Genomic DNA, 18,801 nt, shown 5'->3' on the forward strand with positions numbered 1-18,801 from the left:
CCGGCCCCGTGGCATTGCCACGGAGTGGATCGGCAGGGAAATGGGCAGTGTGCCCATTTTTTTTGTGCTTTCGACATGCAACTGGATGACCTGATCGACAAGGCGGTAAGCGGTCTCGGCTACGAGTGCGTGGACTTCGAAACGAGTCCGCGCGGCCGGCTGCTGCGCGTTTTCATCGACAAGCCGGACGACGAGAAGGGCGTGACCATCGACGACTGCGTGGCGGTCAGCAACCACCTGACCCGGCTGTTCGCGGTGGAAAACGTCGATTTCGACCGTCTCGAGGTGTCGTCGCCGGGCATGGACCGGCCGCTGAAGAAGCCGGCCGACTTTGCCCGCTTCGCCGGCCACGAGGCGCAGTTCAAGCTGCGCGTAGCGGTCGGCAACCAGCGCAACTTCAGCGGCGTCATCCTCGGTCTGCGCGAGGGCGATCAGCCCGACGAGGGGGCCGGTGCGGTGGCGATCAAGGTCGGCGACGCCGAGCATGTCTTCGCATTCGACGCGATCGAGAAGGCGCGTCTGGTGCCCAAGTTCTGATGCAGGAGGATTGAAATGAGCCGCGAATTGCTGTTGCTGGTGGATGCCCTGGCGCGCGAGAAGAACGTCGACAAGGACATCGTGTTCACGGCGCTGGAAATGGCCCTCGCCCAGGCGACGAAAAAGCGCATCAACGACGAGGCCGATGTCCGCGTCGAGATCGATCGCGAGACGGGCGAGTACGAATCCTTCCGCCGCTGGCTGGTGCTGCCCGATGACCAGGTCGACAACGACGAGTCCCAGATCGGCCTCATCGACGCGCGCGAACAGCTGTCAGACGTGCAGGAAGGCGACTACATCGAGGAGGACCTCGAGCCCATCGACTTCGGCCGCATCGGCGCCCAGGCCGCCAAGCAGGTGATCCTGCAGAAGATCCGCGACGCCGAGCGCGAGCAGGTCCTGAACGACTTCCTCGAGCGCAAGGAGCACCTCGTCACCGGCACCGTCAAGCGCATGGAACGCGGCAACGCCATCATCGAGGCCGGCCGCATCGAGGCGCTGCTGCCGCGCGACCAGATGATCCCGAAGGAAAACCTGCGCCCCGGCGACCGCGTCCGCGCCTGGCTGATGAAAATCGACCGCCAGGCCAGAGGGCCGCAACTGATCCTGTCGCGTACCGCGCCGCAGTTCATCATGAAGCTGTTCGAATTGGAGGTTCCCGAGATCGAGGACGGCCTGCTCGAGATCAAGGCGGCGGCACGCGATCCCGGCGTGCGCGCCAAGATCGCCGTCAAGTCCAACGATCCGCGCGTCGATCCGATCGGCACCTGTGTCGGCATGCGCGGCTCGCGCGTCACCGCCGTCACCAACGAACTGGCCGGCGAGCGCGTCGACATCGTGTTGTGGTCGGCCGACCCGGCGCAACTGGTCATCGGTGCGCTGGCACCGGCGGAGGTCAGCTCCATCGTCGTCGACGAAGAGAAGCACGCGATGGACGTGGTGATCGACGAGAACAACCTGGCCATCGCCATCGGCCGCGGCGGCCAGAACGTGCGCCTCGCCACCGAAATGACCGGCTGGACCATCAACCTGATGACCCTCGAGGAATCGGCGCAGAAACAGCAGCAGGAATCGGCGACGACCCGCCAGCTGTTCATGGAAAAGCTCGACGTCGACGAGGAAGTCGCCGACATCCTGATCGATGAGGGTTTCTCGACGCTGGAAGAGATCGCCTACGTGCCGCTGGCCGAGATGCTGGAGATCGCGGCCTTCGACGAGGCCACGGTGAACGAGCTGCGCGAGCGTTCCCGCAACGTGCTGTTGACCGAGGCCATCGTCGACGAGGAGCAGCTGGAGAAGGTGCAGGACGACCTGCTCGAACTCGAAGGCATGGACAAGCCGCTCGCAGCCAGGCTGGCCAAGAACGGCGTCTGCACCCGCGACGACCTGGCAGATCTGGCTGTAGACGAGCTGACCGAAATGACTGGAATCGACGAGGATCGCGCCAAGGCGCTGATCACCACCGCGCGCGCCCACTGGTTCGCGGAAGAAGAATGAGGATGGCACGACCATGGCACAAATGAGCGTTGCCCAATTCGCCGACGAGCTGAAAATGCCGGCAACAGCACTGCTGGAGCAGCTCGCCAAGGCGGGCGTCTCCAAACAGGCATCGAACGACACCCTGACGGAGCAGGACAAGACCCGCCTGCTCGACTACCTGCGCAAGGCCCACGGTGAGACCGCGCCCAAGGCCAAGATCACGCTGACGCGCAAGCAGACCACCGAGATCAAGGCGACCGACGCCACCGGCAAGGCCCGTACCGTCCAGGTCGAGGTGCGCAAGAAGCGCGTCTTCGTCAAGCGTGACCCTGCCGAAATCGCGGCGGAGGCCGCGGCGGAGGCGGCCGCCGAGGCGGCGAAGGAAGCGGCTGCTGCGGCAGCCCTGGCCGAGGCGGCGGCTCCGGTTGCGGCTCCTGCGCCTGCTCCGGTTGCGGTTGCACCGGCGGCTGCGGCGGCTCCGGCTGCACCGGCTGCACCGGCGGCTCCGGCACCGTTCGTGGATGCCGCCCAGACCGCGCTGCGCGAGGCCGAAGCCAGGCGCAGCGCCGGGCTGGCGGCGATCCAGGCGGCGGAGTACAAGGAGAAACAGGAGCGCGAGGCCAAGGCCCGCGCCGAGGCCGAGGCACGCCTGGCCCAGCAGCAGGCAGCAGCGACAGAGGCGGCGCAGAAGCCCGCCGAGGGCGTCAGCGGCACGCTGCACAAGCCGGCCGCCAAGGCGGAAGAGGCGAAGAAGGCCGAGAAGAAGAAGGCCACCGATGCCTGGAAGGAAGAGGCGGCGAAGAAGCGTGCGATCAAGACCCGCGGCGACACCGGCGGTGGTGCCGGTGGCTGGCGCGGCGGTCCGAAGGGTCGCCACGGCGGCCGCCACGGCGGCCACGGCGAGGAGTCGCATGCGCCGGCCCAGCAGGTCGAAGCGGTGGTGCGCGAGGTCCACGTGCCCGAGACCATCACCGTCGCCGAACTGGCGCACAAGATGGCGGTCAAGGCGGCCGAGGTCATCAAGACCCTGATGAAGATGGGCACGATGGTCACCATCAATCAGCCGCTCGACCAGGAAACGGCCATGATCATCGTCGAGGAATTCGGCCACAAGGCGATCGCCGCCAAGCTCGACGATCCCGATGCCTTCCTCGACGAGGCGCATGCCGAAGAACACAAGGATGCCGAAACCCTGCCGCGTGCGCCGGTGGTCACCGTCATGGGCCACGTCGACCACGGCAAGACCTCGCTGCTCGACTACATCCGCCGCGCCAAGGTGGCGGCGGGCGAGGCCGGCGGCATCACCCAGCACATCGGCGCCTACCACGTCGAGACGCCGCGCGGCATGGTCACCTTCCTCGATACCCCGGGTCACGAGGCCTTCACGGCGATGCGCGCGCGCGGCGCCAAGGCCACCGACATCGTCATTCTGGTGGTGGCGGCCGACGACGGCGTCATGCCGCAGACCAAGGAGGCGATCCACCACGCCAAGGCGGCCGGCGTGCCGCTGGTCGTGGCGGTCAACAAGATCGACAAGCCCGATGCCAACCCCGAGCGCGTCAAGCAGGAACTGATCACCGAAGGCGTGGTGCCGGAGGAATACGGCGGCGACTCCCCCTTCATCCATGTTTCGGCCAAGAAGGGCACTGGCATCGACGAGTTGCTCGAGAACGTGCTGCTGCAGGCCGAAGTGCTGGAACTCACGGCGCAGCGCAACGTGCCGGCCAAGGGCCTCATCATCGAAGCACGCCTCGACAAGGGCAAGGGTCCCGTCGCGACGATGCTGGTGCAGTCCGGCACGCTGAAGCGCGGCGATGTCCTGCTGGCGGGACAGGTGTATGGCCGCGTCCGCGCCATGTTCGACGAGAACGGCAAGCCGATCGACGAGGCGGGTCCCTCGATTCCGGTCGAGATCCAGGGCCTCGCCGACGTGCCTGCGGCCGGCGACGAAGTGATGGTGATCGCCGACGAGCGCAAGGCGCGCGAAATCGCGCTGTTCCGCCAGGGCAAGTACCGCGACGTGCGCCTGGCCAAGCAGCAGGCCGCCAAGCTGGAGAACATGTTCGAGCAGATGGCCGAGGGCGAGGTCCAGAACCTGCCGCTGATCATCAAGGCCGACGTGCAGGGCTCGCAGGAGGCGCTGGTGCATTCGCTGACCAAGCTGTCCACCGACGAGATCAAGATCCAGATCGTGCATGCGGCGGTCGGCGGCATCACTGAATCCGACGTCAACCTGGCTGAAGCCTCCAAGGCCGTCATCATCGGCTTCAACACCCGCGCCGATGCCAACGCGCGCAAGGCCGCCGAGAACTTCGGCGTCGACATCCGCTACTACACCATCATCTACGAAGCGGTGGATGAGGTGAAAGCCGCGATGACGGGTATGCTGGCACCGGAGAAGAAGGAAGTGGTCATCGGCCACGTCGAGATCCGCCAGGTGTTCCGCATCTCCAGGATCGGCGCCGTCGCCGGCTGCATGGTGCTGGACGGCGTGGTCAAGCGCAACTCCTCGGTGCGCGTGTTGCGCAACAGCGTGGTACTGCACACCGGCGAGCTCGAGTCGCTCAAGCGCTTCAAGGACGACGTCAAGGAGGTCAAGGAAGGCTTCGAGTGCGGCCTCAACCTGAAGAACTTCAACGACATCCAGGAAGGCGACCAACTCGAGGTGTTCGAGGTGCAGGAAATCGCCCGCAGCCTTTAAGCGCGGCGAAAGGTGGCGATGGCGGCACGGCAGAATTCTGGGCACGGCTATTCGCGGGCGGATCGGGTCACCGAACAGATCCACCGCGAACTGTCGGAGCTGCTGCGGCAGGTCAAGGACCCGCGTGTCGCCCACCTGCTGCCGCTGGTGACCCTCACCGGCGTCGAGATCACGGCCGACTACGCCCACGCCAAGGTGTTCTACACCTCGCTGGCCGGTCACGAGCGCGACGAGGAGATTGCCAGGGGCCTGCGCCACGCGGCCGGCTTCCTGCGCCGCGAACTCGGCCGGCGCGTGCGCATCCATCACACGCCGGAACTGCATTTCACCTTCGACGCCTCGGTCGAGCGCGGCAGCTGGCTGTCGCGCCTGATCGACGAGGCGGTCGAGTCAGACAACAAGGGTGAAAAAACGGGTGAATAAGCCGCGCCGCGCACCACGCCGTCAGGTCGATGGCGTGCTGCTGCTGGACAAGCCCGCCGGCTTGAGCTCGAACACCGCGCTGCAGGTCGCGCGACGCCTGTTCAACGCCGAAAAGGCCGGGCACACCGGCACCCTCGATCCATTGGCGACCGGCCTGCTGCCGCTCTGCTTCGGCGAGGCCACCAAGTTCGCCGGCGAGTTGCTCGACGCCGACAAGGCCTATCGCGCCACCCTCAAGCTCGGCATCACCACCGACACGGCCGACGCCGAGGGGCAGGTCTTGGCGACGCGGCCGGTGAGCGTGACAGTCGACGCTTTCGACGCGGTGCTGCGGCAATTCCTCGGCGAAATCGACCAGGTGCCACCGATGTATTCGGCCCTCAAGCGCGATGGCAAGCCGCTCTACGAATATGCCCGGCAGGGCATCGAACTCGAGCGGGCGCCGCGGCGGGTGACTCTGCACGAACTGCGCTGCCTCGCCTTCGCCGGCGACACGGCCGAGATCGAGGTGGCCTGCAGCAAGGGCACCTACGTCCGCACGCTGGCGGCCGACATCGGCGAGGTTCTCGGCTGCGGTGCGCATCTGACGGCGCTGCGACGCATTCGCATCGGCGAACTCGGGCTCGCCGGCGCCGTGACGCTGGAACAGCTCGAAGGGCTGGAAATGACGGCACGGGAAGTCTGCCTCGCCCCGGCCGACGCACTGGTGTCGAAACTGCCGTGCGCGGAGCTGTCCGGCCAGGAGGTCGCCCGCGTCCTCCACGGCCAGGCCGTGTGCTGGAACGGCGTGCCCGGCCAGCGCTGGCGGCTTTACGGCGAGGGGCGCTTCCTTGGCCTCGCCAGCGTGACGGCCGATGGCTGGCTGCAGCCCAAGCGTCTGCTGGCCGCAAATTTCGCCGCCGGTTCTTGAGCTTATCCGTGGTGCGCGTGTATAATCGCGCGCTTTCCGAAGTCAGACTGTTCGCAAGGATTCAAGAGAATGGCCATTTCCACTGCCGACAAGGCGAAAATCGTTACCGATTACCAGCGTGCCAAGGCCGATACGGGTTCCCCCGAGGTTCAGGTCGCGTTGCTGACCGCCCGCATCAATGACCTGACCGGCCACTTCAAGGCTCACGTCAAGGATCACCACTCGCGCCGCGGGCTGCTCAAGATGGTCAGCCAGCGTCGCAAGATGCTGGACTACCTCAAGGGCAAGAACACCGACAGCTATCGCGCCCTGATCGAGCGCCTTGGCCTGCGCAAGTAAGTTTTCCTGCAACGGATCTCAAAATCGAGTTTCGCGCCATGCGCGAGGCCTGAATCAAATGCCGGCACTGCCCACGCGGTCGTGCCGGCTTTTTTGTGCTGTGCATTGACTGCCAGTGCGGCGTTGGCCGCACGCTGATCAGAAAGGATTGAACGTGCTGACCCCGATCAAGAAAAGCTTTGCCTACGGCACCCACACCGTCACGCTGGAGACCAGCGAAATCGCCCGTCAGGCCGACGGTGCCGTGCTGGTCAACATGGACGACACTGTGGTGCTGGCCACCGTGGTGGCCAAGAGGGACGCCAAGGCCGGCCAGGATTTCTTTCCGCTGACCGTCGACTACATCGAGAAGTTCTACGCGGCCGGCCGCATTCCCGGCGGTTTCCTCAAGCGCGAGGGCCGTCCCTCCGAGAAGGAGACGCTGACGTCGCGCCTGATCGATCGCCCGATCCGCCCGCTGTTCCCTGACGCCTTCTACAACGAAGTGCAGGTCATCGTGCATGTGCTGTCGGTCAATCCCGAGGTCGATTCCGACATCCCGGCCATGATCGGCGCCTCCGCCGCACTGGCGATCTCCGGCATTCCCTTCAACGGTCCGATCGGTGCCGCCCGCGTCGGTTACGCCGACGGCCAGTACATCCTCAACCCGACCAAGGAGCAGCTGAAGACCAGCCAGCTCGACCTCGTCGTCGCCGGCACCGCCACCGCCGTGCTGATGGTCGAATCCGAGGCGCAGCAGTTGTCCGAGGAGATCATGCTCGGCGCCGTCGTCTTCGGCCACGACCAGTCGCAGGCCGCGATCAAGGCCATCAACGAGTTGGTCGAGGCCGCCGGCAAGCCGGAATGGGACTGGCAGGCGCCCGCCAAGGACGAGCCGCTGATCGGCCGCGTCGCCGCCATGGCCGAAGCCGACCTGCGCGAGGCCTATCGCGTTACCCAGAAGCAGGCGCGCACCCAGAAGTGCCGCGAGATCTTCAAGCGCGTGACCGACGAACTGTGCGCCGGCGAAGGCGCGCCGGACGCCGCCCACGTCGGCAACGTGCTGTTCGAGCTCGAGGCGAAAATCGTCCGCTCGCAGATCCTCAACGGCGAGCCGCGCATCGACGGCCGCGACACCCGCACCGTGCGTCCGATCACGGTCCGCCACGGCGTGCTGCCGCGCACCCACGGCTCGGCGCTGTTCACCCGCGGCGAGACCCAGGCGCTGGTGATCGCCACGCTGGGCACCGGCCGCGACGAGCAGATCATCGACGCGCTGGCCGGCGAGTACCGCGACCGCTTCATGCTCCACTACAACATGCCGCCCTTCGCCACGGGCGAAACCGGGCGCGTCGGCACGCCGAAGCGCCGCGAGATCGGCCACGGCCGCCTGGCCAAGCGCGCCATTGCCGCCGTGTTGCCCACCGGCGAGGAATTCGGCTACTCCATGCGCCTCGTCTCCGAGATCACCGAGTCCAACGGCTCGTCGTCGATGGCTTCCGTCTGCGGCGGCTCGCTGGCGCTGATGGATGCGGGCGTGCCGCTGAAGGCGCACGTGGCCGGCATCGCCATGGGCCTGATCAAGGACGGCAACCGCTTCGCCGTGCTGACCGACATTCTCGGCGACGAGGATCACCTCGGCGACATGGACTTCAAGGTCGCCGGTACCGAGAACGGCATCACCGCGCTGCAGATGGACATCAAAATCCAGGGCATCACCAAGGAAATCATGCAGGTCGCGCTGGCCCAGGCCAAGGAAGGCCGCATCCATATCCTCGGCGTCATGCAGGGCTCGATGTCGGGACATCGCCAGGAGGTGTCCACCTTCGCTCCGCGCATGATCACCATCAAGATCAACCCCGAGAAGATCCGCGACGTCATCGGCAAGGGCGGCGCGGTGATCCGCGGCCTGACCGAGGAAACCGGCTGCGTCATCGACATCGGGGAAGACGGTACCGTCACCATCTCCTCGGTCAATTCCGACATGGCGCAGGTCGCCAAGAAGCGCATCGAGGACATCACCGCCGAGGTCGAGGTGGGCAAGGTCTACGAAGGCACGGTGCTGCGCCTGCTCGATTTCGGCGCCATCGTCCAGGTGCTGCCGGGCAAGGACGGCCTGCTGCACATCTCGCAGATCGCCAACGAGCGCGTCAACGCCGTCGGCGACTACCTCAAGGAAGGCCAGGTCGTGAAGGTCAAGGTCATCGAGACCGACGACAAGGGCCGCGTGCGCCTGTCGATGAAGGCCCTGCTGGAAGCCGCTCCGGCCCCTGCTGCCGAGTAAGTCCGGTCGCCCGCAAGGGCGGCTCAGGCAACAAAAAAGGGCGCCGCGGCGTCCTTTTTTGTTTGGCTAGTCAGGCGGCCATCTGCCTTTGGCTTCGGGCTTCGCTTAACGTTCGCTACGCTCACGTTAGCCTGCGCTGAAAACGACGAAGGCCAAGCAACGCTTGGCCTTCGTCTTTGCTTTTAGTTCCGGCGTAACTTGCTAGGGCAAGTTAGCCTGCACCAAGAAACAGATGACCTACTTGGCCATCTGTTTCTCTCGCCGTTCCTCGAGCTCCTTGCAGTCGATGCACATGGTGGCGGTGGGGCGGGCCTCGAGGCGCTTCAGGCCGATCTCGACGCCGCAGCTGTCGCAATAGCCATATTCGGCGGACTCGATGCGATCGATGGATTCGTCGATCTTCTTGATCAGCTTGCGCTCACGATCGCGGTTGCGCAGTTCGAGGGCGATGTCGGATTCCTGGCTGGCGCGGTCGTTGGGGTCGGCGAAGACGGTGGCCTCATCCTGCATGGTGTGCACGGTGCGCTCGATGTCGTCGAGCAGCTCCTGCTTCAGCGCATCGAGGATCTTGCGGAAGTGCGCCAGCTGTTTGCTGTTCATGTATTCCTCGCCTTTCTTGGCAGCGTAGGGCGGGAATTGCTTGTGCAGAAAATCTTCGGCCATGCTCGAAAAATCCGGATTGGGGAAGTGCGCTTTATAAACGAAAGCGCGCCCCGCCGCAAGTCGCCGTCAGGGACAAGATATTCCTGCGCGCAACGATTGACCGGGGTTCGCGGCATCAGTAGAATGCGCGCTTCTCGGGGTGTAGCGCAGCCCGGTAGCGCGCTTGCTTTGGGAGCAAGATGTCGGAGGTTCGAATCCTCTCACCCCGACCAAAGCGTTCCCCCGAATTTGGCAAGCTCATCGGACTGCCCGTAGCTCAACCGGATAGAGCACCGGCCTTCTAAGCCGGGGGTTAGGGGTTCGAGTCCCTTCGGGCGGGCCAGAATTTGGTTTTATAGTGGTGGCTGTAGCTCAGTTGGTAGAGTCCTGGATTGTGATTCCAGTTGTCGTGGGTTCGAGCCCCATCAGCCACCCCAAACAAAAGGCGGCAAGATCTTTCGGTCTTGCCGCCTTTCCCTTTTCTGCATGCTGCAGCGCTGCGACCTGCCGTCAGCCCCGGTTCAGGTGTTCGAGATCGCGTGCGTGCAGCAGGAAGATCTTGCCTTCGGCATGCGCCGTGTCGATCCATGTCAACGGCAGTTCTGGGAAGGCGGCCTCCACGATCTCGCGGTTGTGACCGACCTCGATGGCGAGCAGTCCTTCCGGCTTCAGGTGCCGCGGGGCCTCCGCCAGGATGGTGCGGACGATGTCCAGCCCGTCTTCGCCGGCGGCCAGCGCGAGGGAGGGCTCGCGCCGATACTCTTCCGGCAGGCTCGCCATGGCGGCGGCCGTGACGTAGGGCGGGTTGGAAATGATCAGATCGTAGCGGTGCTTGCCGAGCTTGCCGAAAACATCGGAGCGGACGACGCGGACCTGCTCGTCGAGGCCGTAGTCGGCGATATTGCGCTGCGCCACGGCCAGCGCATCCGCCGAAATGTCGACGGCATCGACGCGGGCGTTCGGAAAGGCATGGGCCATGAGGATGGCGAGGCAGCCGGAGCCGGTGCACAGGTCGAGGGCATCGGCGATGGCCTCGGGATCGGCCACCCAGGGTGCGAAGGATTCGCGGAGCAGCTCGGCGAAATAGGAGCGGGGCACGATGACCCGCTCGTCCACGTAGAAGCGGAAGTCGCCGAGCCAGGCTTCGTGCGTCAGGTAGGCGGCCGGCAGGCGGCGGGCGATGCGCTGCTGCAGGACGTTGAGCACGGCCAGCCGTTCGTCCGGCGTCAGACGGGCATCGAGGAAGACCTCGAGCCGGTCGTGCGGCAGGTGCAGGGTGTGCAGGATGAGCCAGGCCGCCTCGTCGAAGGCGTTGTCGGTGCCGTGGCCGAAGAACAGCCCGGCCTCGGCGAAGCGACTGACCGCCCAGCGCAGCCAGTCGCGAAGGGTCAGCAGCTCGTCGGTCTGCGCGAACATGGTCAGGTCAGCAGGCGCTTCATCACGCCTTGGTAGATGTGCGCCAGCGGTTCCAGATCGGAGAGGGCGATACGCTCGTCGACCTTGTGGATCGTCGCGTTGATCGGGCCGAACTCGACGACTTCGGGGCAGATGTCGGCGATGAAGCGGCCATCCGAAGTGCCACCCGTGGTCGACAATTCGGTGCTGACATCGGCATGGGCCTCGATCGACTCCTTCAGTGCGGCGACGAGCTTGCCCGGGCGCGTCAGGAAGGGCTTGCCGCCGAGCGTCCACACGATGTCGTAATCGAGCTTGTGGTAGGCGAGGATCTTTTCCACGCGCGATTTCAGTTCATCGGGCGTGCTGGCCGTCGAGAAGCGGAAATTGAACAGGATCTCGAAAGTTCCCGGCACGACGTTGGTCGCGCCGGTGCCGGCATGGGCGTTGGAAATCTGGAAGCTCGTCGGCGGGAAATACTCGTTGCCCTCGTCCCAGATCGTTCCGGCGAGCACGGCCAGCGCCGGCGCAGCGAGATGCACCGGGTTTTTCACCTGCTCGGGGTAGGCGACATGGCCCTGCACGCCCTTGACGACGAGCTTCGCCGAGAGCGAACCACGCCGGCCGTTCTTGATGGTGTCGCCGAAGCGCTTGGCCGAAGTGGGTTCGCCGACGACGCAGTAGTCGATGAGTTCATTGCGCGCCTTCAACGCCTCCACCACCTTGACGGTGCCGTGGATGGCGTCGCCTTCCTCGTCGGAGGTCAGCAGCAGCGCGAGCGAGCCATGGTGCCGCGGGTGCATGTGCACGAAGCGTTCGCAGGCGACGACGAAGGCGGCCAGCGAGGACTTCATGTCGGCGGCGCCGCGGCCATGAAGATGGCCGTCGTGCTCCGTCGCCTGGAACGGGTCGAAGGCCCAGCGTTCGGGCGGACCGGACGGCACGACGTCGGTGTGGCCGGCGAAGCAGAGCAGGGGCGCGGCGCTGCCGCGCCGGGCCCACAGGTTCGACACGCCACCGCTGTCGATGCGCTCGAGCTTGAAGCCGAGCGTGGCCAGTCGCTTGCCGATGAGGTCGAGGCAACCGGCGTCGTCGGGCGTGACCGAACGCCGCTCGATCAGCTGGCGGGCGAGCGAAAGCGTGGCACCGTCGCCCATCAGTTCTCCACGTTGAGGGTGAATTCGGAAAAGGAGGCGCCGCTCTCGGTGATTTCGGCTCCCGGCGGTGCGACGTCGATTTTCTGCTCCGTCTTGCCGGCGTTGGCTTCGGTGTTGTTGATCAGCCAGTGCAGGTTGTTGGCGGAGTCGGCATTGGCCATGGCCTCCTCGAGGGTGATGGTGCCGTCGCGGTAGAGCTTGACCAGGGCCTGCTCGAAGGTCTGCGAGCCCGGCGACATGCTCTGTTCCATCGCTTCCTTCATGCCGTTGAGGTCGCCCTTCTCGATCAGTTCGGCGAGGTGGCGCGAGTTCAGCATGACCTCGACCGCCGGCGTGCGGCCGCCGTCGGGTTTCTTCACCAGGCGTTGCGAGATCACGCACTTCAGCGTTACCGCGAGGTCGGCCAGCAGCGCCGGGCGGTTCTCCAGCGGGTAGAAGCTGATGATGCGGCTCATCGCGTGGTAGCTGTTGTTGGCGTGCAGCGTGGCGACGCAGAGATGGCCGGACTGGGCGTAGGCGATGGCCTGCGACATGGTCTCCTTGTCGCGGATCTCGCCGATGAAGATCACATCCGGCGCCTGGCGCAGCGCATTCTTCAGCGCCACCTGGAAGGTCTTGGTGTCCGCGCCCATTTCGCGCTGATTGACGATGGCCTTCTTGTTCCTGAAGATGAATTCGATCGGGTCCTCGAGGGTGAGAATGTGACCCGACTGGTTGGCGTTGCGGTGGTCGAGCATCGCCGTCAGCGTCGTCGACTTGCCCGAGCCGGTGGCGCCGACCATCAGGATCAGGCCGCGTTTTTCCATCACCGCCTCGAGCAGCACCGGCGGCAGGTTGAGCGTGTCGAAGCGCGGAATTTCCGTCGGGATGTAGCGCACGACGAAGGCGGGCGTGCCCTTCTGGCGCATCACCGAAACGCGGAAGTTGCCGACGCCCTCGAGGGCATAGCCGGTGTTCATCTCCAGCGTCTGTTCGAACTCCTTCAACTGGTGCTCGTTGAGTATCTCCTTGAGCAGCGCGTTGATGGTGTTCATGTCCATGACCGTCTGGTTGACGGGCATGGCGACGCCGTTGATCTTGATGTGGATCGGAGAGCCGACGGAGACGAAGATATCCGAGGCCTTCTTGTCGGCCATCAGCTGGAACAGACGGTCCATGGTGCCCATGTCGGTTCTCCTCGTGCGGCTGAATCAGTCGCGCAGCAACTCGTTGATGGCGGTCTTGGCGCGGGTCTGGGCATCGACCCGCTTGACGATCACCGCGCAGTAGAGGCTGTACTTGCCGTCGGCCGAGGGCAGGTTGCCGGCGACGACCACCGAGCCTTCCGGTACGCGGCCATACATGATCTCGCCGGTGGCGCGGTCGTAGATCTTGGTGCTCTTGCCGATGAACACGCCCATCGAAATCACGCAGTTGTCCTCGAGGATCACGCCTTCCACTACTTCGGAGCGGGCGCCGACGAAGCAGTTGTCGCCGATGATGGTCGGGTTGGCCTGCACCGGCTCGAGCACGCCGCCGATGCCGACGCCGCCGGAGAGGTGCACGTTCTTGCCGATCTGGGCACAGGAGCCGACGGTGGCCCAGGTGTCGACCATGGTGCCTTCGTCGACGTAGGCGCCGATGTTTACGTAGCTGGGCATCAGCACGCAGTTCCTGGCGATGTAGCTGCCGCGGCGCGCGACGGCGGGTGGCACGACGCGGAAGCCGCCCTTCTCGAATTCATGGGTGCCGTAGCTGGCGAACTTGGTCGGCACCTTGTCGAAGTAGCGCATCGGGCCGTTGTCCATCAGGCGGTTGTCCTCGAGGCGGAAGGAGATCAGCACCGCCTTCTTGATCCACTGATGGGTCACCCATTCGCCGTTGATCTTCTCGGCGACGCGCAGCCTGCCCTGGTCGAGGTCGTTGATGATGTGGTCGACGGCCTCGCCGACGCGGGCGGGAGCGGAGCCGGGCTTGAGATTGGCGCGGTCTTCCCACGCTTCGTCGATGATGGCTTGCAGTTGTTGCATCTGGTTTTCCTTTGTGTCGAATCAGAGTTTCTGGCAGAAGTCGGCGATGCGCTGCCCAGCTTCGAGGCATTCGTCGAGTCCCGCGACCAGCGCGATGCGCACGTAGTTCGCGCCGGGATTGACGCCGTCCGCGTCGCGGGCGAGGAAGCTGCCGGGGAGGACGGTCACATTATATTGGTGGTGGAGTTCGCGGGCGAAGTCGGTATCGGGAATCGGCGTGCGTGCCCAGAGGTAGAAGCCGGCCTCGGGCACCGCGGTTTCGAGGTGGCGGGCGACGATGGGCGTGACCAGATCGAACTTCTCGGCGTAGAGGCGGCGGTTTTCGCGCACGTGGGCCTCGTCGTTCCAGGCAACGAGCGACGCGGCCTGCACCGCCGGGTTCATGGCGCCACCGTGGTAGGTACGGTAGAGCAGGAACTGCCTGATGACGGCCGCGTCGCCGGCGACGAAGCCCGAGCGCAGCCCCGGCACGTTGGAGCGCTTCGACAGGCTGGAGAACATCACCAGCCGGCGGTAGTCGTCGCGACCGAGCTTGCGCGCCGCCTCGAGACCGCCGAGCGGCGGCGCCTTTTCGTCGAAATAGATTTCCGAGTAGCACTCGTCCGAGGCAATGACGAAGCCGTGGCGGTCCGAAAGTTCGAACAGTCGTGCCCAGTCGTCGAGGTTCATCACCTTGCCCGTGGGATTGCCGGGCGAACAGACATAGACGAGCTGGGTCCGCGCAAAAGTCGGCGCCGGAACCGCGCCGAAGTCCATGGTGAAACCGTGCGCCGGCAGCGTGTTGAGGAACAGCGGCGTGGCGCCGGCGAGCAGGGCCGCGCCTTCGTAGATCTGGTAGAAGGGGTTGGGGCAGATGACCGCGGCGCCCGGGCGGGAGCCGTCGATCACGGCCTGGGCGAAAGCGAACAGCGCCTCGCGCGAGCCATTGACGGGAACCACCTCGGTCGCCGGATTCGGGGCCGGAATGCCGTAACGCCGCCCGATCCAGGCGGCGATGCCCTGGCGCAGGGCGTCGGTGCCCTGCGTGGTAGGATAATTCGCCAGTCCCGCCAGGTTTGCCGTCAGCGCCTCCTTGATGAAGGCCGGCGTCTCGTGTTGTGGCTCGCCGATCGACAGCTTGATTTCCTTGAGCCCCGCCGGCGGAGTGACACCCGCGAACAGTTGGCGCAGTTTCTCGAAGGGATAGGGCTGGAGCAGGTCGAGGCGGGGATTCACGGAGAGGGACGAGGTTGGCGGCACTGGAAGTCGGGCATTATAGGCTACGCCCCCGCCCCGCCGAGGCCAGGACCGCGGTGGCCGCCTTGCTTGCAAGCGCCACGGTCTGGGGGCTGATCTGGTATCCCTACCGCGTGTTCGAGGCTGCCGGTTTGTCGGGGATTCGCGCCTCCGTTCTCACCTATCTCGTCGCGCTGATGCTCGGCGTGCTGGTGCTGGCGGCACGCCGCTGTTGCGAGCGGCCCTCGTGGTGGCTGCTGGCGGTCGGCCTGAGTTCGGCCGGCTGCAACATCGGCTACGTGCTGGCCATGCTCCACGGCGAGGTCATGCGCGTGCTGCTGTTGTTCTACCTCGCGCCGCTGTGGACGGTATTGCTGGCGCGCCTGCTGCTCCATGAACGGGCCGGACGCGTCGGGGCGGCGGTGATCGCGCTGTCGCTTGCGGGCGCCGCGGTCATGCTGTGGCAGCCGCGCCTCGGGCTGCCGCTGCCCGACAAGGGCGCGGAATGGCTCGGGCTCGGCGCCGGCTTCCTCTTCGCGTTGGCCAACGTGCTGATCCGCCGCACGCCGCAGCATTCGATCGAACTCAAGTCGACGGCGGTATTCCTGTGCACGGTGACGCTTGGCGCCGTCGCCGCGATCTTCGAGCCGCCGGCCGCCCTCGGCGGCATGACCCCGGTTCATTGGGGGCTGGTGGCCTGCGTCGGCGTCGTGCTGCTGGTGGTCAATCTGCTGGTTCAGTTCGCCCTGGCCCATGTGCCGGCCAATCGCGCCATCGTCATATTCATGTTCGAGCTGGCGGTTGGGGCCGTATCCGCCTGGCTGCTGGCCGGCGAGGCGATGGGGCTCAAGGAGTGGCTGGGCGGCGCCATGATCGTCGCTGCCAGCGTGGTTTCGGCGAGGGCGGACGCCGCCGCCGACGGGCGGCGTCAGTTCGATGCGGATTCGGGCAGGACCGCCCGATAGAGTTCGTGGCTGGCGTAGGCCATCACCGGCAACACCAGCGGCAACAGGGGCAGCAGCAGGATGCTGCCGATGGTCGCGGCCGACAGCAGCAGCGCCCAGCTCATGGCCGCGATGAAATTGCGGAAAACGATGCGCACGCTCGTCACCACCGCCGCGACCAGGTCGGTGCGACGGTCGCACAGCAGCGGCACCGAGAAGGCCGAGATCGCGAAGAGCAGCAGCGCGATCACCGCGCCGGAGATCAGGCCCCAGAGCATGAAGGAGGCGACGTTGGCCGCGACGGGAATCAGGTCCATGGGGAAGATCGGATCGCCGCCGACCATGTAGCTGTAGAGGATCGCGACGTCGGTGATGAAGATCATGAAGAGCAGGGCGCAGACCAGGGCGATGACCCAGACGGCGGCCGAGGCCCGGGCGAAGCCGGCGGCCACCGTCGCCAAGACGACGGGCTCGCCGGCATGGGCGCGGCGGGCGATGGCGAAGAAGCCGGCGAGAATCGCCGGCCCCACCAGCATGAAGGCACCGGCGGCGGCGACGATGAAGGGGGTGCGGCCGGCCGCGATCAGGGCGCCGATGATGACTGCGCCGATGACGGTGAAGATGCCGGCGTAGGCGATGCTGACCGCGCGCGTCGCGTTGGCCGTGCGCCAGCCGCGTTCGAGCGCGTCGGCGATCGCTTCGAATGTCAGCGGTCGTTCGGTCATGGCCGGTTTCCCCCTCGTTTCCCCCGCATGCCAAGGGGGTATTCGTTGATGCTGCGTGCAATAATGGTATCAAAGGGGCGACGTTCGCTGCCGGCTGCAGGAGGGAGGGGTGTTGCTCAGTACGCTGACCGGCGGTGACCTGGCCTTTTGCGCGGTGGTGCTGGCCATCGCCTATGTCGTGCGCGGCCTCGCCGGCTTCGGCTCGGGGCTGATCTCGATTCCGCTGCTGGCGCTGCGGCTGCCGCTGCAGGCGGTGGTGCCGCTGGTCGTGCTGCTCGACTACATCGCCTCGTTCTCGCAGAGCCTCGCCAGCCGCAGGGAGGTGCGCTGGCGCGAGTTGCTGCCGTTGCTGCCGTTCACCCTGATCGGCGTGATCGCCGGGGTGCTGATCCTGAAGACGGTGTCCGCCGATGCGATGTCCCATGCGCTGGGTGCCTTCGTGCTCTTCTTCGCCTTCTACCAGTTCTTCGGCCTGGAGGTCACGGGGGGCTATTCGAAGGCCTGGGCGGCGCTGGCCGGCAGCTCGGGCGGCCTCATCGGCACGCTGTTCGGTACCGGCGGTCCCTTCTACATCATTTATTTCCGCCTGCGCGGCCTCGACAAGAGCGAGTTGCGCGCCACCTTCGCCGCGACCTTTCTCATCGACGGCAGCGGGCGCCTCGTCGGTTACGCCGCAGCGGATTTATTCACCCGCGACTTCCTGCTGACGGCGCTGGCGGCGCTGCCGGTGATGGCCGTGGCGCTCTACGTCGGCGGCCACATCCATACGCGCATCAGCCCGCGCACCTTCCAGCGCGCCATCAGCCTGCTGCTGGTGGGCAGCGGCCTGGCGCTGCTGCTCAAATGAAGCGGCTGCGCAGCGCGCCGATGCCGTCGATGCGTACTTCGACGCTGCAGCCGGCGGCCATGGCGTCGGTGCCGACCGAAGTGCCGCAGGCGATGATGTCGCCCGGCCGCAGGGTCATGTCCTGGGAGATGCGGCTGACGATCTGGCGCGGCGAGAAGAACATGTCGGCGACCGGGTAGTTCTGCTTCTCCACGCCGTCGACCGCGGTGCGCACCCGCAGGCCGTCGACGGCGATGCTGGTCGCGATCACCGGCCCGAAGACGCCAAAGGTGTCGAAGCTCTTCGCCCGCACCCACTGCGGAAAAGAGGGATCGCTCTTGAGGACCGCCCGCGCCGTGACGTCGTTGACGCAGGTGTAGCCGAAGATGTGCCGCTCGGCCTCGTCTTCTGCGACGTTGCGGCACTCGCTGCCGATCACCACGCCGAGCTCGCCCTCGAACACCACCGGGCCGTCGTAGCCGGTCGGCCTGCGGATGTCCTGATCACCGGCGAGATAGCAGTTGTCGGTCTTGACGAAATAGAGCGGATGCGCTGGACGGGTGAGCTTTTCGACCGCAGCGCGCTCGTGGAAGTTGTTCCACAGGCCGAGCAGCTTGCCCGGCTGGCAGGGCGTGAGCAGACGCACTTCGGCCAGCGGCAGTTCCTCGCCGGTGGGCGCCTTGGCGCCGAATAGCTCGCCCGCATGGACGCGGACACGATCGCCGACGAGTTCCCCGAAGAGCGCGCGGCCGGCATGTTCGCAGCGTAACCAGTGGCTCATGCGGCTGCGCGCTTAGCCGCGGAAGTTCGACTGCGCCGCGAACTCGGCCAGATCGACGCGCGGCGTCGGCTTCCAGCCCTTCTTGCGGTGCTCGGCGACGACATTGGTGAAAATGCCGCCGCGCACGAAGAAGCGCGCGGTCAGGCGCATGAAGCGCGGCTTCACCGCCTTGGCCAGGTCGTCGAGGATGCGGTTGGTGACGTCTTCGTGGAAATGGCCCTCCTCGCGGAAGCTCCAGACGTAGAGCTTGAGGCTCTTCAGTTCGACGCAGAGCCTGTCCGGCACGTAATCGAGCGTCAGCACCGCGAAATCCGGCTGCCCGGTCTTGGGGCAGAGGCAGGTGAACTCCGGAACTTCCATGTGGATCTGGTAGTCGCGGTGGGGTGCCGGATTGGGGAAGGTCTCGAGGACTTTGGCGGGCTGGCTGGGCATGGCGGCGGCGCGGGATTTCAGGG

General features: G+C 65.9%; 18 protein-coding genes and 3 tRNA genes. 12 read left to right on the forward strand and 9 right to left on the reverse strand.

Annotated features, from left to right (window positions below):
• The first annotated feature begins 75 nt into the window (after positions 1–75).
• The 7 genes from rimP to pnp all read left to right on the forward strand — a co-directional run bounded on the left by rimP (position 76) and on the right by pnp (position 8,652).
• Complete coding sequence (gene rimP / locus EJE94_RS09450) at positions 76–537, forward strand: ribosome maturation factor RimP (protein ID WP_121242200.1); 462 nt, start codon at positions 76–78, stop codon at positions 535–537.
• 15 nt (positions 538–552) lie between these two features.
• The gene (nusA, locus tag EJE94_RS09455; RefSeq protein WP_121240911.1) at positions 553–2,034 is read left to right on the forward strand and encodes a transcription termination factor NusA; all 1,482 of its coding nucleotides are present in this window, start codon (positions 553–555) and stop codon (positions 2,032–2,034) included.
• Between the two features lie 13 nt (positions 2,035–2,047).
• Positions 2,048–4,717, forward strand: coding sequence for a translation initiation factor IF-2 (infB, locus tag EJE94_RS09460; protein WP_121240913.1), 2,670 nt, complete (start codon positions 2,048–2,050; stop codon positions 4,715–4,717).
• An 18-nt stretch (positions 4,718–4,735) separates the two neighbouring features.
• Positions 4,736–5,140 carry a 30S ribosome-binding factor RbfA gene (gene rbfA / locus EJE94_RS09465; protein ID WP_121240915.1) on the forward strand — a complete coding sequence of 135 codons (405 nt, stop codon included), beginning with the start codon at positions 4,736–4,738 and terminating at the stop codon, positions 5,138–5,140.
• Complete coding sequence (gene truB / locus EJE94_RS09470; protein ID WP_121240917.1) at positions 5,133–6,050, forward strand: tRNA pseudouridine(55) synthase TruB; 918 nt, start codon at positions 5,133–5,135, stop codon at positions 6,048–6,050. The genes rbfA and truB overlap by 8 nt, the downstream gene beginning before the upstream one ends.
• Positions 6,051–6,119: 69 nt before the next feature.
• Entirely contained in the window at positions 6,120–6,389 is a 270-nt protein-coding gene (rpsO, locus tag EJE94_RS09475) for a 30S ribosomal protein S15 (protein WP_121240919.1), read from the forward strand.
• A 157-nt stretch (positions 6,390–6,546) separates the two neighbouring features.
• Positions 6,547–8,652 (forward strand): polyribonucleotide nucleotidyltransferase, encoded by a 2,106-nt coding sequence (gene pnp, locus EJE94_RS09480; RefSeq protein ID WP_207855919.1) that lies wholly within the window; start codon positions 6,547–6,549, stop codon positions 8,650–8,652.
• A gap of 237 nt (positions 8,653–8,889) precedes the next feature.
• Here the strand turns inward: pnp and dksA are convergent, their stop codons facing one another.
• On the reverse strand, positions 8,890–9,315 hold the full coding sequence (gene dksA / locus EJE94_RS09485; RefSeq protein WP_121240921.1) for an RNA polymerase-binding protein DksA: 426 nt from the start codon (positions 9,313–9,315) through the stop codon (positions 8,890–8,892).
• Between the two features lie 135 nt (positions 9,316–9,450).
• Between dksA and EJE94_RS09490 the strand changes: the two genes are divergently transcribed.
• From EJE94_RS09490 to EJE94_RS09500, 3 genes are all read left to right on the forward strand, one after another.
• Positions 9,451–9,527 (forward strand) — tRNA-Pro (locus EJE94_RS09490).
• Positions 9,528–9,560: 33 nt separating this feature from the next.
• Positions 9,561–9,637, forward strand: a tRNA-Arg gene (locus EJE94_RS09495).
• 18 nt (positions 9,638–9,655) lie between these two features.
• Positions 9,656–9,731 (forward strand) — tRNA-His (locus EJE94_RS09500).
• Between the two features lie 73 nt (positions 9,732–9,804).
• Here the strand turns inward: EJE94_RS09500 and prmB are convergent.
• The 5 genes from prmB to dapC are packed head-to-tail and all read right to left on the reverse strand — an operon-like array spanning position 9,805 to position 15,070.
• A complete protein-coding gene (gene prmB / locus EJE94_RS09505; RefSeq protein WP_121240923.1) occupies positions 9,805–10,710 on the reverse strand; it encodes a 50S ribosomal protein L3 N(5)-glutamine methyltransferase in 906 nt (301 codons plus the stop codon).
• Between the two features lie 2 nt (positions 10,711–10,712).
• Positions 10,713–11,846, reverse strand: coding sequence for a succinyl-diaminopimelate desuccinylase (dapE, locus tag EJE94_RS09510; RefSeq protein ID WP_121240925.1), 1,134 nt, complete (start codon positions 11,844–11,846; stop codon positions 10,713–10,715).
• A complete protein-coding gene (locus tag EJE94_RS09515) occupies positions 11,846–13,012 on the reverse strand; it encodes a PilT/PilU family type 4a pilus ATPase (protein WP_207855880.1) in 1,167 nt (388 codons plus the stop codon). Before EJE94_RS09515 ends, dapE begins: the two co-directional genes overlap by 1 nt.
• A gap of 24 nt (positions 13,013–13,036) precedes the next feature.
• Complete coding sequence (gene dapD / locus EJE94_RS09520; protein WP_121240927.1) at positions 13,037–13,855, reverse strand: 2,3,4,5-tetrahydropyridine-2,6-dicarboxylate N-succinyltransferase; 819 nt, start codon at positions 13,853–13,855, stop codon at positions 13,037–13,039.
• Positions 13,856–13,876: 21 nt separating this feature from the next.
• Positions 13,877–15,070, reverse strand: coding sequence for a succinyldiaminopimelate transaminase (gene dapC, locus EJE94_RS09525; protein WP_121240929.1), 1,194 nt, complete (start codon positions 15,068–15,070; stop codon positions 13,877–13,879).
• A 77-nt stretch (positions 15,071–15,147) separates the two neighbouring features.
• Here dapC and EJE94_RS09530 point away from each other — a divergent pair, with 77 nt between their 5' ends.
• A complete protein-coding gene (locus EJE94_RS09530) occupies positions 15,148–16,035 on the forward strand; it encodes a DMT family transporter (protein WP_207855882.1) in 888 nt (295 codons plus the stop codon).
• Here EJE94_RS09530 and EJE94_RS09535 read toward each other — a convergent pair.
• Positions 15,999–16,739 (reverse strand): DUF2189 domain-containing protein, encoded by a 741-nt coding sequence (locus tag EJE94_RS09535; RefSeq protein ID WP_121240931.1) that lies wholly within the window; start codon positions 16,737–16,739, stop codon positions 15,999–16,001. The two genes, EJE94_RS09530 and EJE94_RS09535, sit on opposite strands and share 37 nt — an antisense overlap.
• Positions 16,740–16,848: 109 nt before the next feature.
• Here EJE94_RS09535 and EJE94_RS09540 point away from each other — a divergent pair, with 109 nt between their 5' ends.
• Complete coding sequence (locus EJE94_RS09540; protein WP_165904797.1) at positions 16,849–17,586, forward strand: sulfite exporter TauE/SafE family protein; 738 nt, start codon at positions 16,849–16,851, stop codon at positions 17,584–17,586.
• On the opposite strand, the gene EJE94_RS09545 is transcribed toward EJE94_RS09540, so the two are convergent.
• Together EJE94_RS09545 and queF are read right to left on the reverse strand one after the other, a co-directional pair.
• Positions 17,579–18,346, reverse strand: coding sequence for a fumarylacetoacetate hydrolase family protein (locus EJE94_RS09545; protein ID WP_121240936.1), 768 nt, complete (start codon positions 18,344–18,346; stop codon positions 17,579–17,581). The genes EJE94_RS09540 and EJE94_RS09545 overlap by 8 nt on opposite strands.
• Before the next feature lie 12 nt (positions 18,347–18,358).
• Positions 18,359–18,778: a preQ(1) synthase gene (gene queF, locus EJE94_RS09550; RefSeq protein ID WP_121240938.1), complete on the reverse strand. Its 420-nt coding sequence runs from the start codon at positions 18,776–18,778 to the stop codon at positions 18,359–18,361.
• Positions 18,779–18,801 lie beyond the last annotated feature (23 nt).

Origin of the sequence: Sulfurisoma sediminicola (assembly GCF_003865015.1) — a bacterium.
Lineage (GTDB): Bacteria > Pseudomonadota > Gammaproteobacteria > Burkholderiales > Rhodocyclaceae > Sulfurisoma > Sulfurisoma sediminicola.

Excerpts from the sequence above, each read along its gene's own strand:
- rimP (WP_121242200.1), top strand. The coding sequence starts at position 76 with ATGCAACTGGATGACCTGATCGACAAGGCGGTAAGCGGTCTCGGCTAC.
- nusA (WP_121240911.1), top strand. The coding sequence starts at position 553 with ATGAGCCGCGAATTGCTGTTGCTGGTGGATGCCCTGGCGCGCGAGAAG.
- infB (WP_121240913.1), top strand. The coding sequence starts at position 2,048 with ATGGCACAAATGAGCGTTGCCCAATTCGCCGACGAGCTGAAAATGCCG.
- rbfA (WP_121240915.1), top strand. The coding sequence starts at position 4,736 with ATGGCGGCACGGCAGAATTCTGGGCACGGCTATTCGCGGGCGGATCGG.
- rpsO (WP_121240919.1), top strand. The coding sequence starts at position 6,120 with ATGGCCATTTCCACTGCCGACAAGGCGAAAATCGTTACCGATTACCAG.
- dksA (WP_121240921.1), bottom strand. The coding sequence starts at position 9,315 with ATGGCCGAAGATTTTCTGCACAAGCAATTCCCGCCCTACGCTGCCAAG.
- prmB (WP_121240923.1), bottom strand. The coding sequence starts at position 10,710 with ATGTTCGCGCAGACCGACGAGCTGCTGACCCTTCGCGACTGGCTGCGC.
- dapE (WP_121240925.1), bottom strand. The coding sequence starts at position 11,846 with ATGGGCGACGGTGCCACGCTTTCGCTCGCCCGCCAGCTGATCGAGCGG.
- EJE94_RS09515 (WP_207855880.1), bottom strand. The coding sequence starts at position 13,012 with ATGGGCACCATGGACCGTCTGTTCCAGCTGATGGCCGACAAGAAGGCC.
- dapD (WP_121240927.1), bottom strand. The coding sequence starts at position 13,855 with ATGCAACAACTGCAAGCCATCATCGACGAAGCGTGGGAAGACCGCGCC.
- EJE94_RS09535 (WP_121240931.1), bottom strand. The coding sequence starts at position 16,739 with ATGACCGAACGACCGCTGACATTCGAAGCGATCGCCGACGCGCTCGAA.
- EJE94_RS09545 (WP_121240936.1), bottom strand. The coding sequence starts at position 18,346 with ATGAGCCACTGGTTACGCTGCGAACATGCCGGCCGCGCGCTCTTCGGG.
- queF (WP_121240938.1), bottom strand. The coding sequence starts at position 18,778 with ATGCCCAGCCAGCCCGCCAAAGTCCTCGAGACCTTCCCCAATCCGGCA.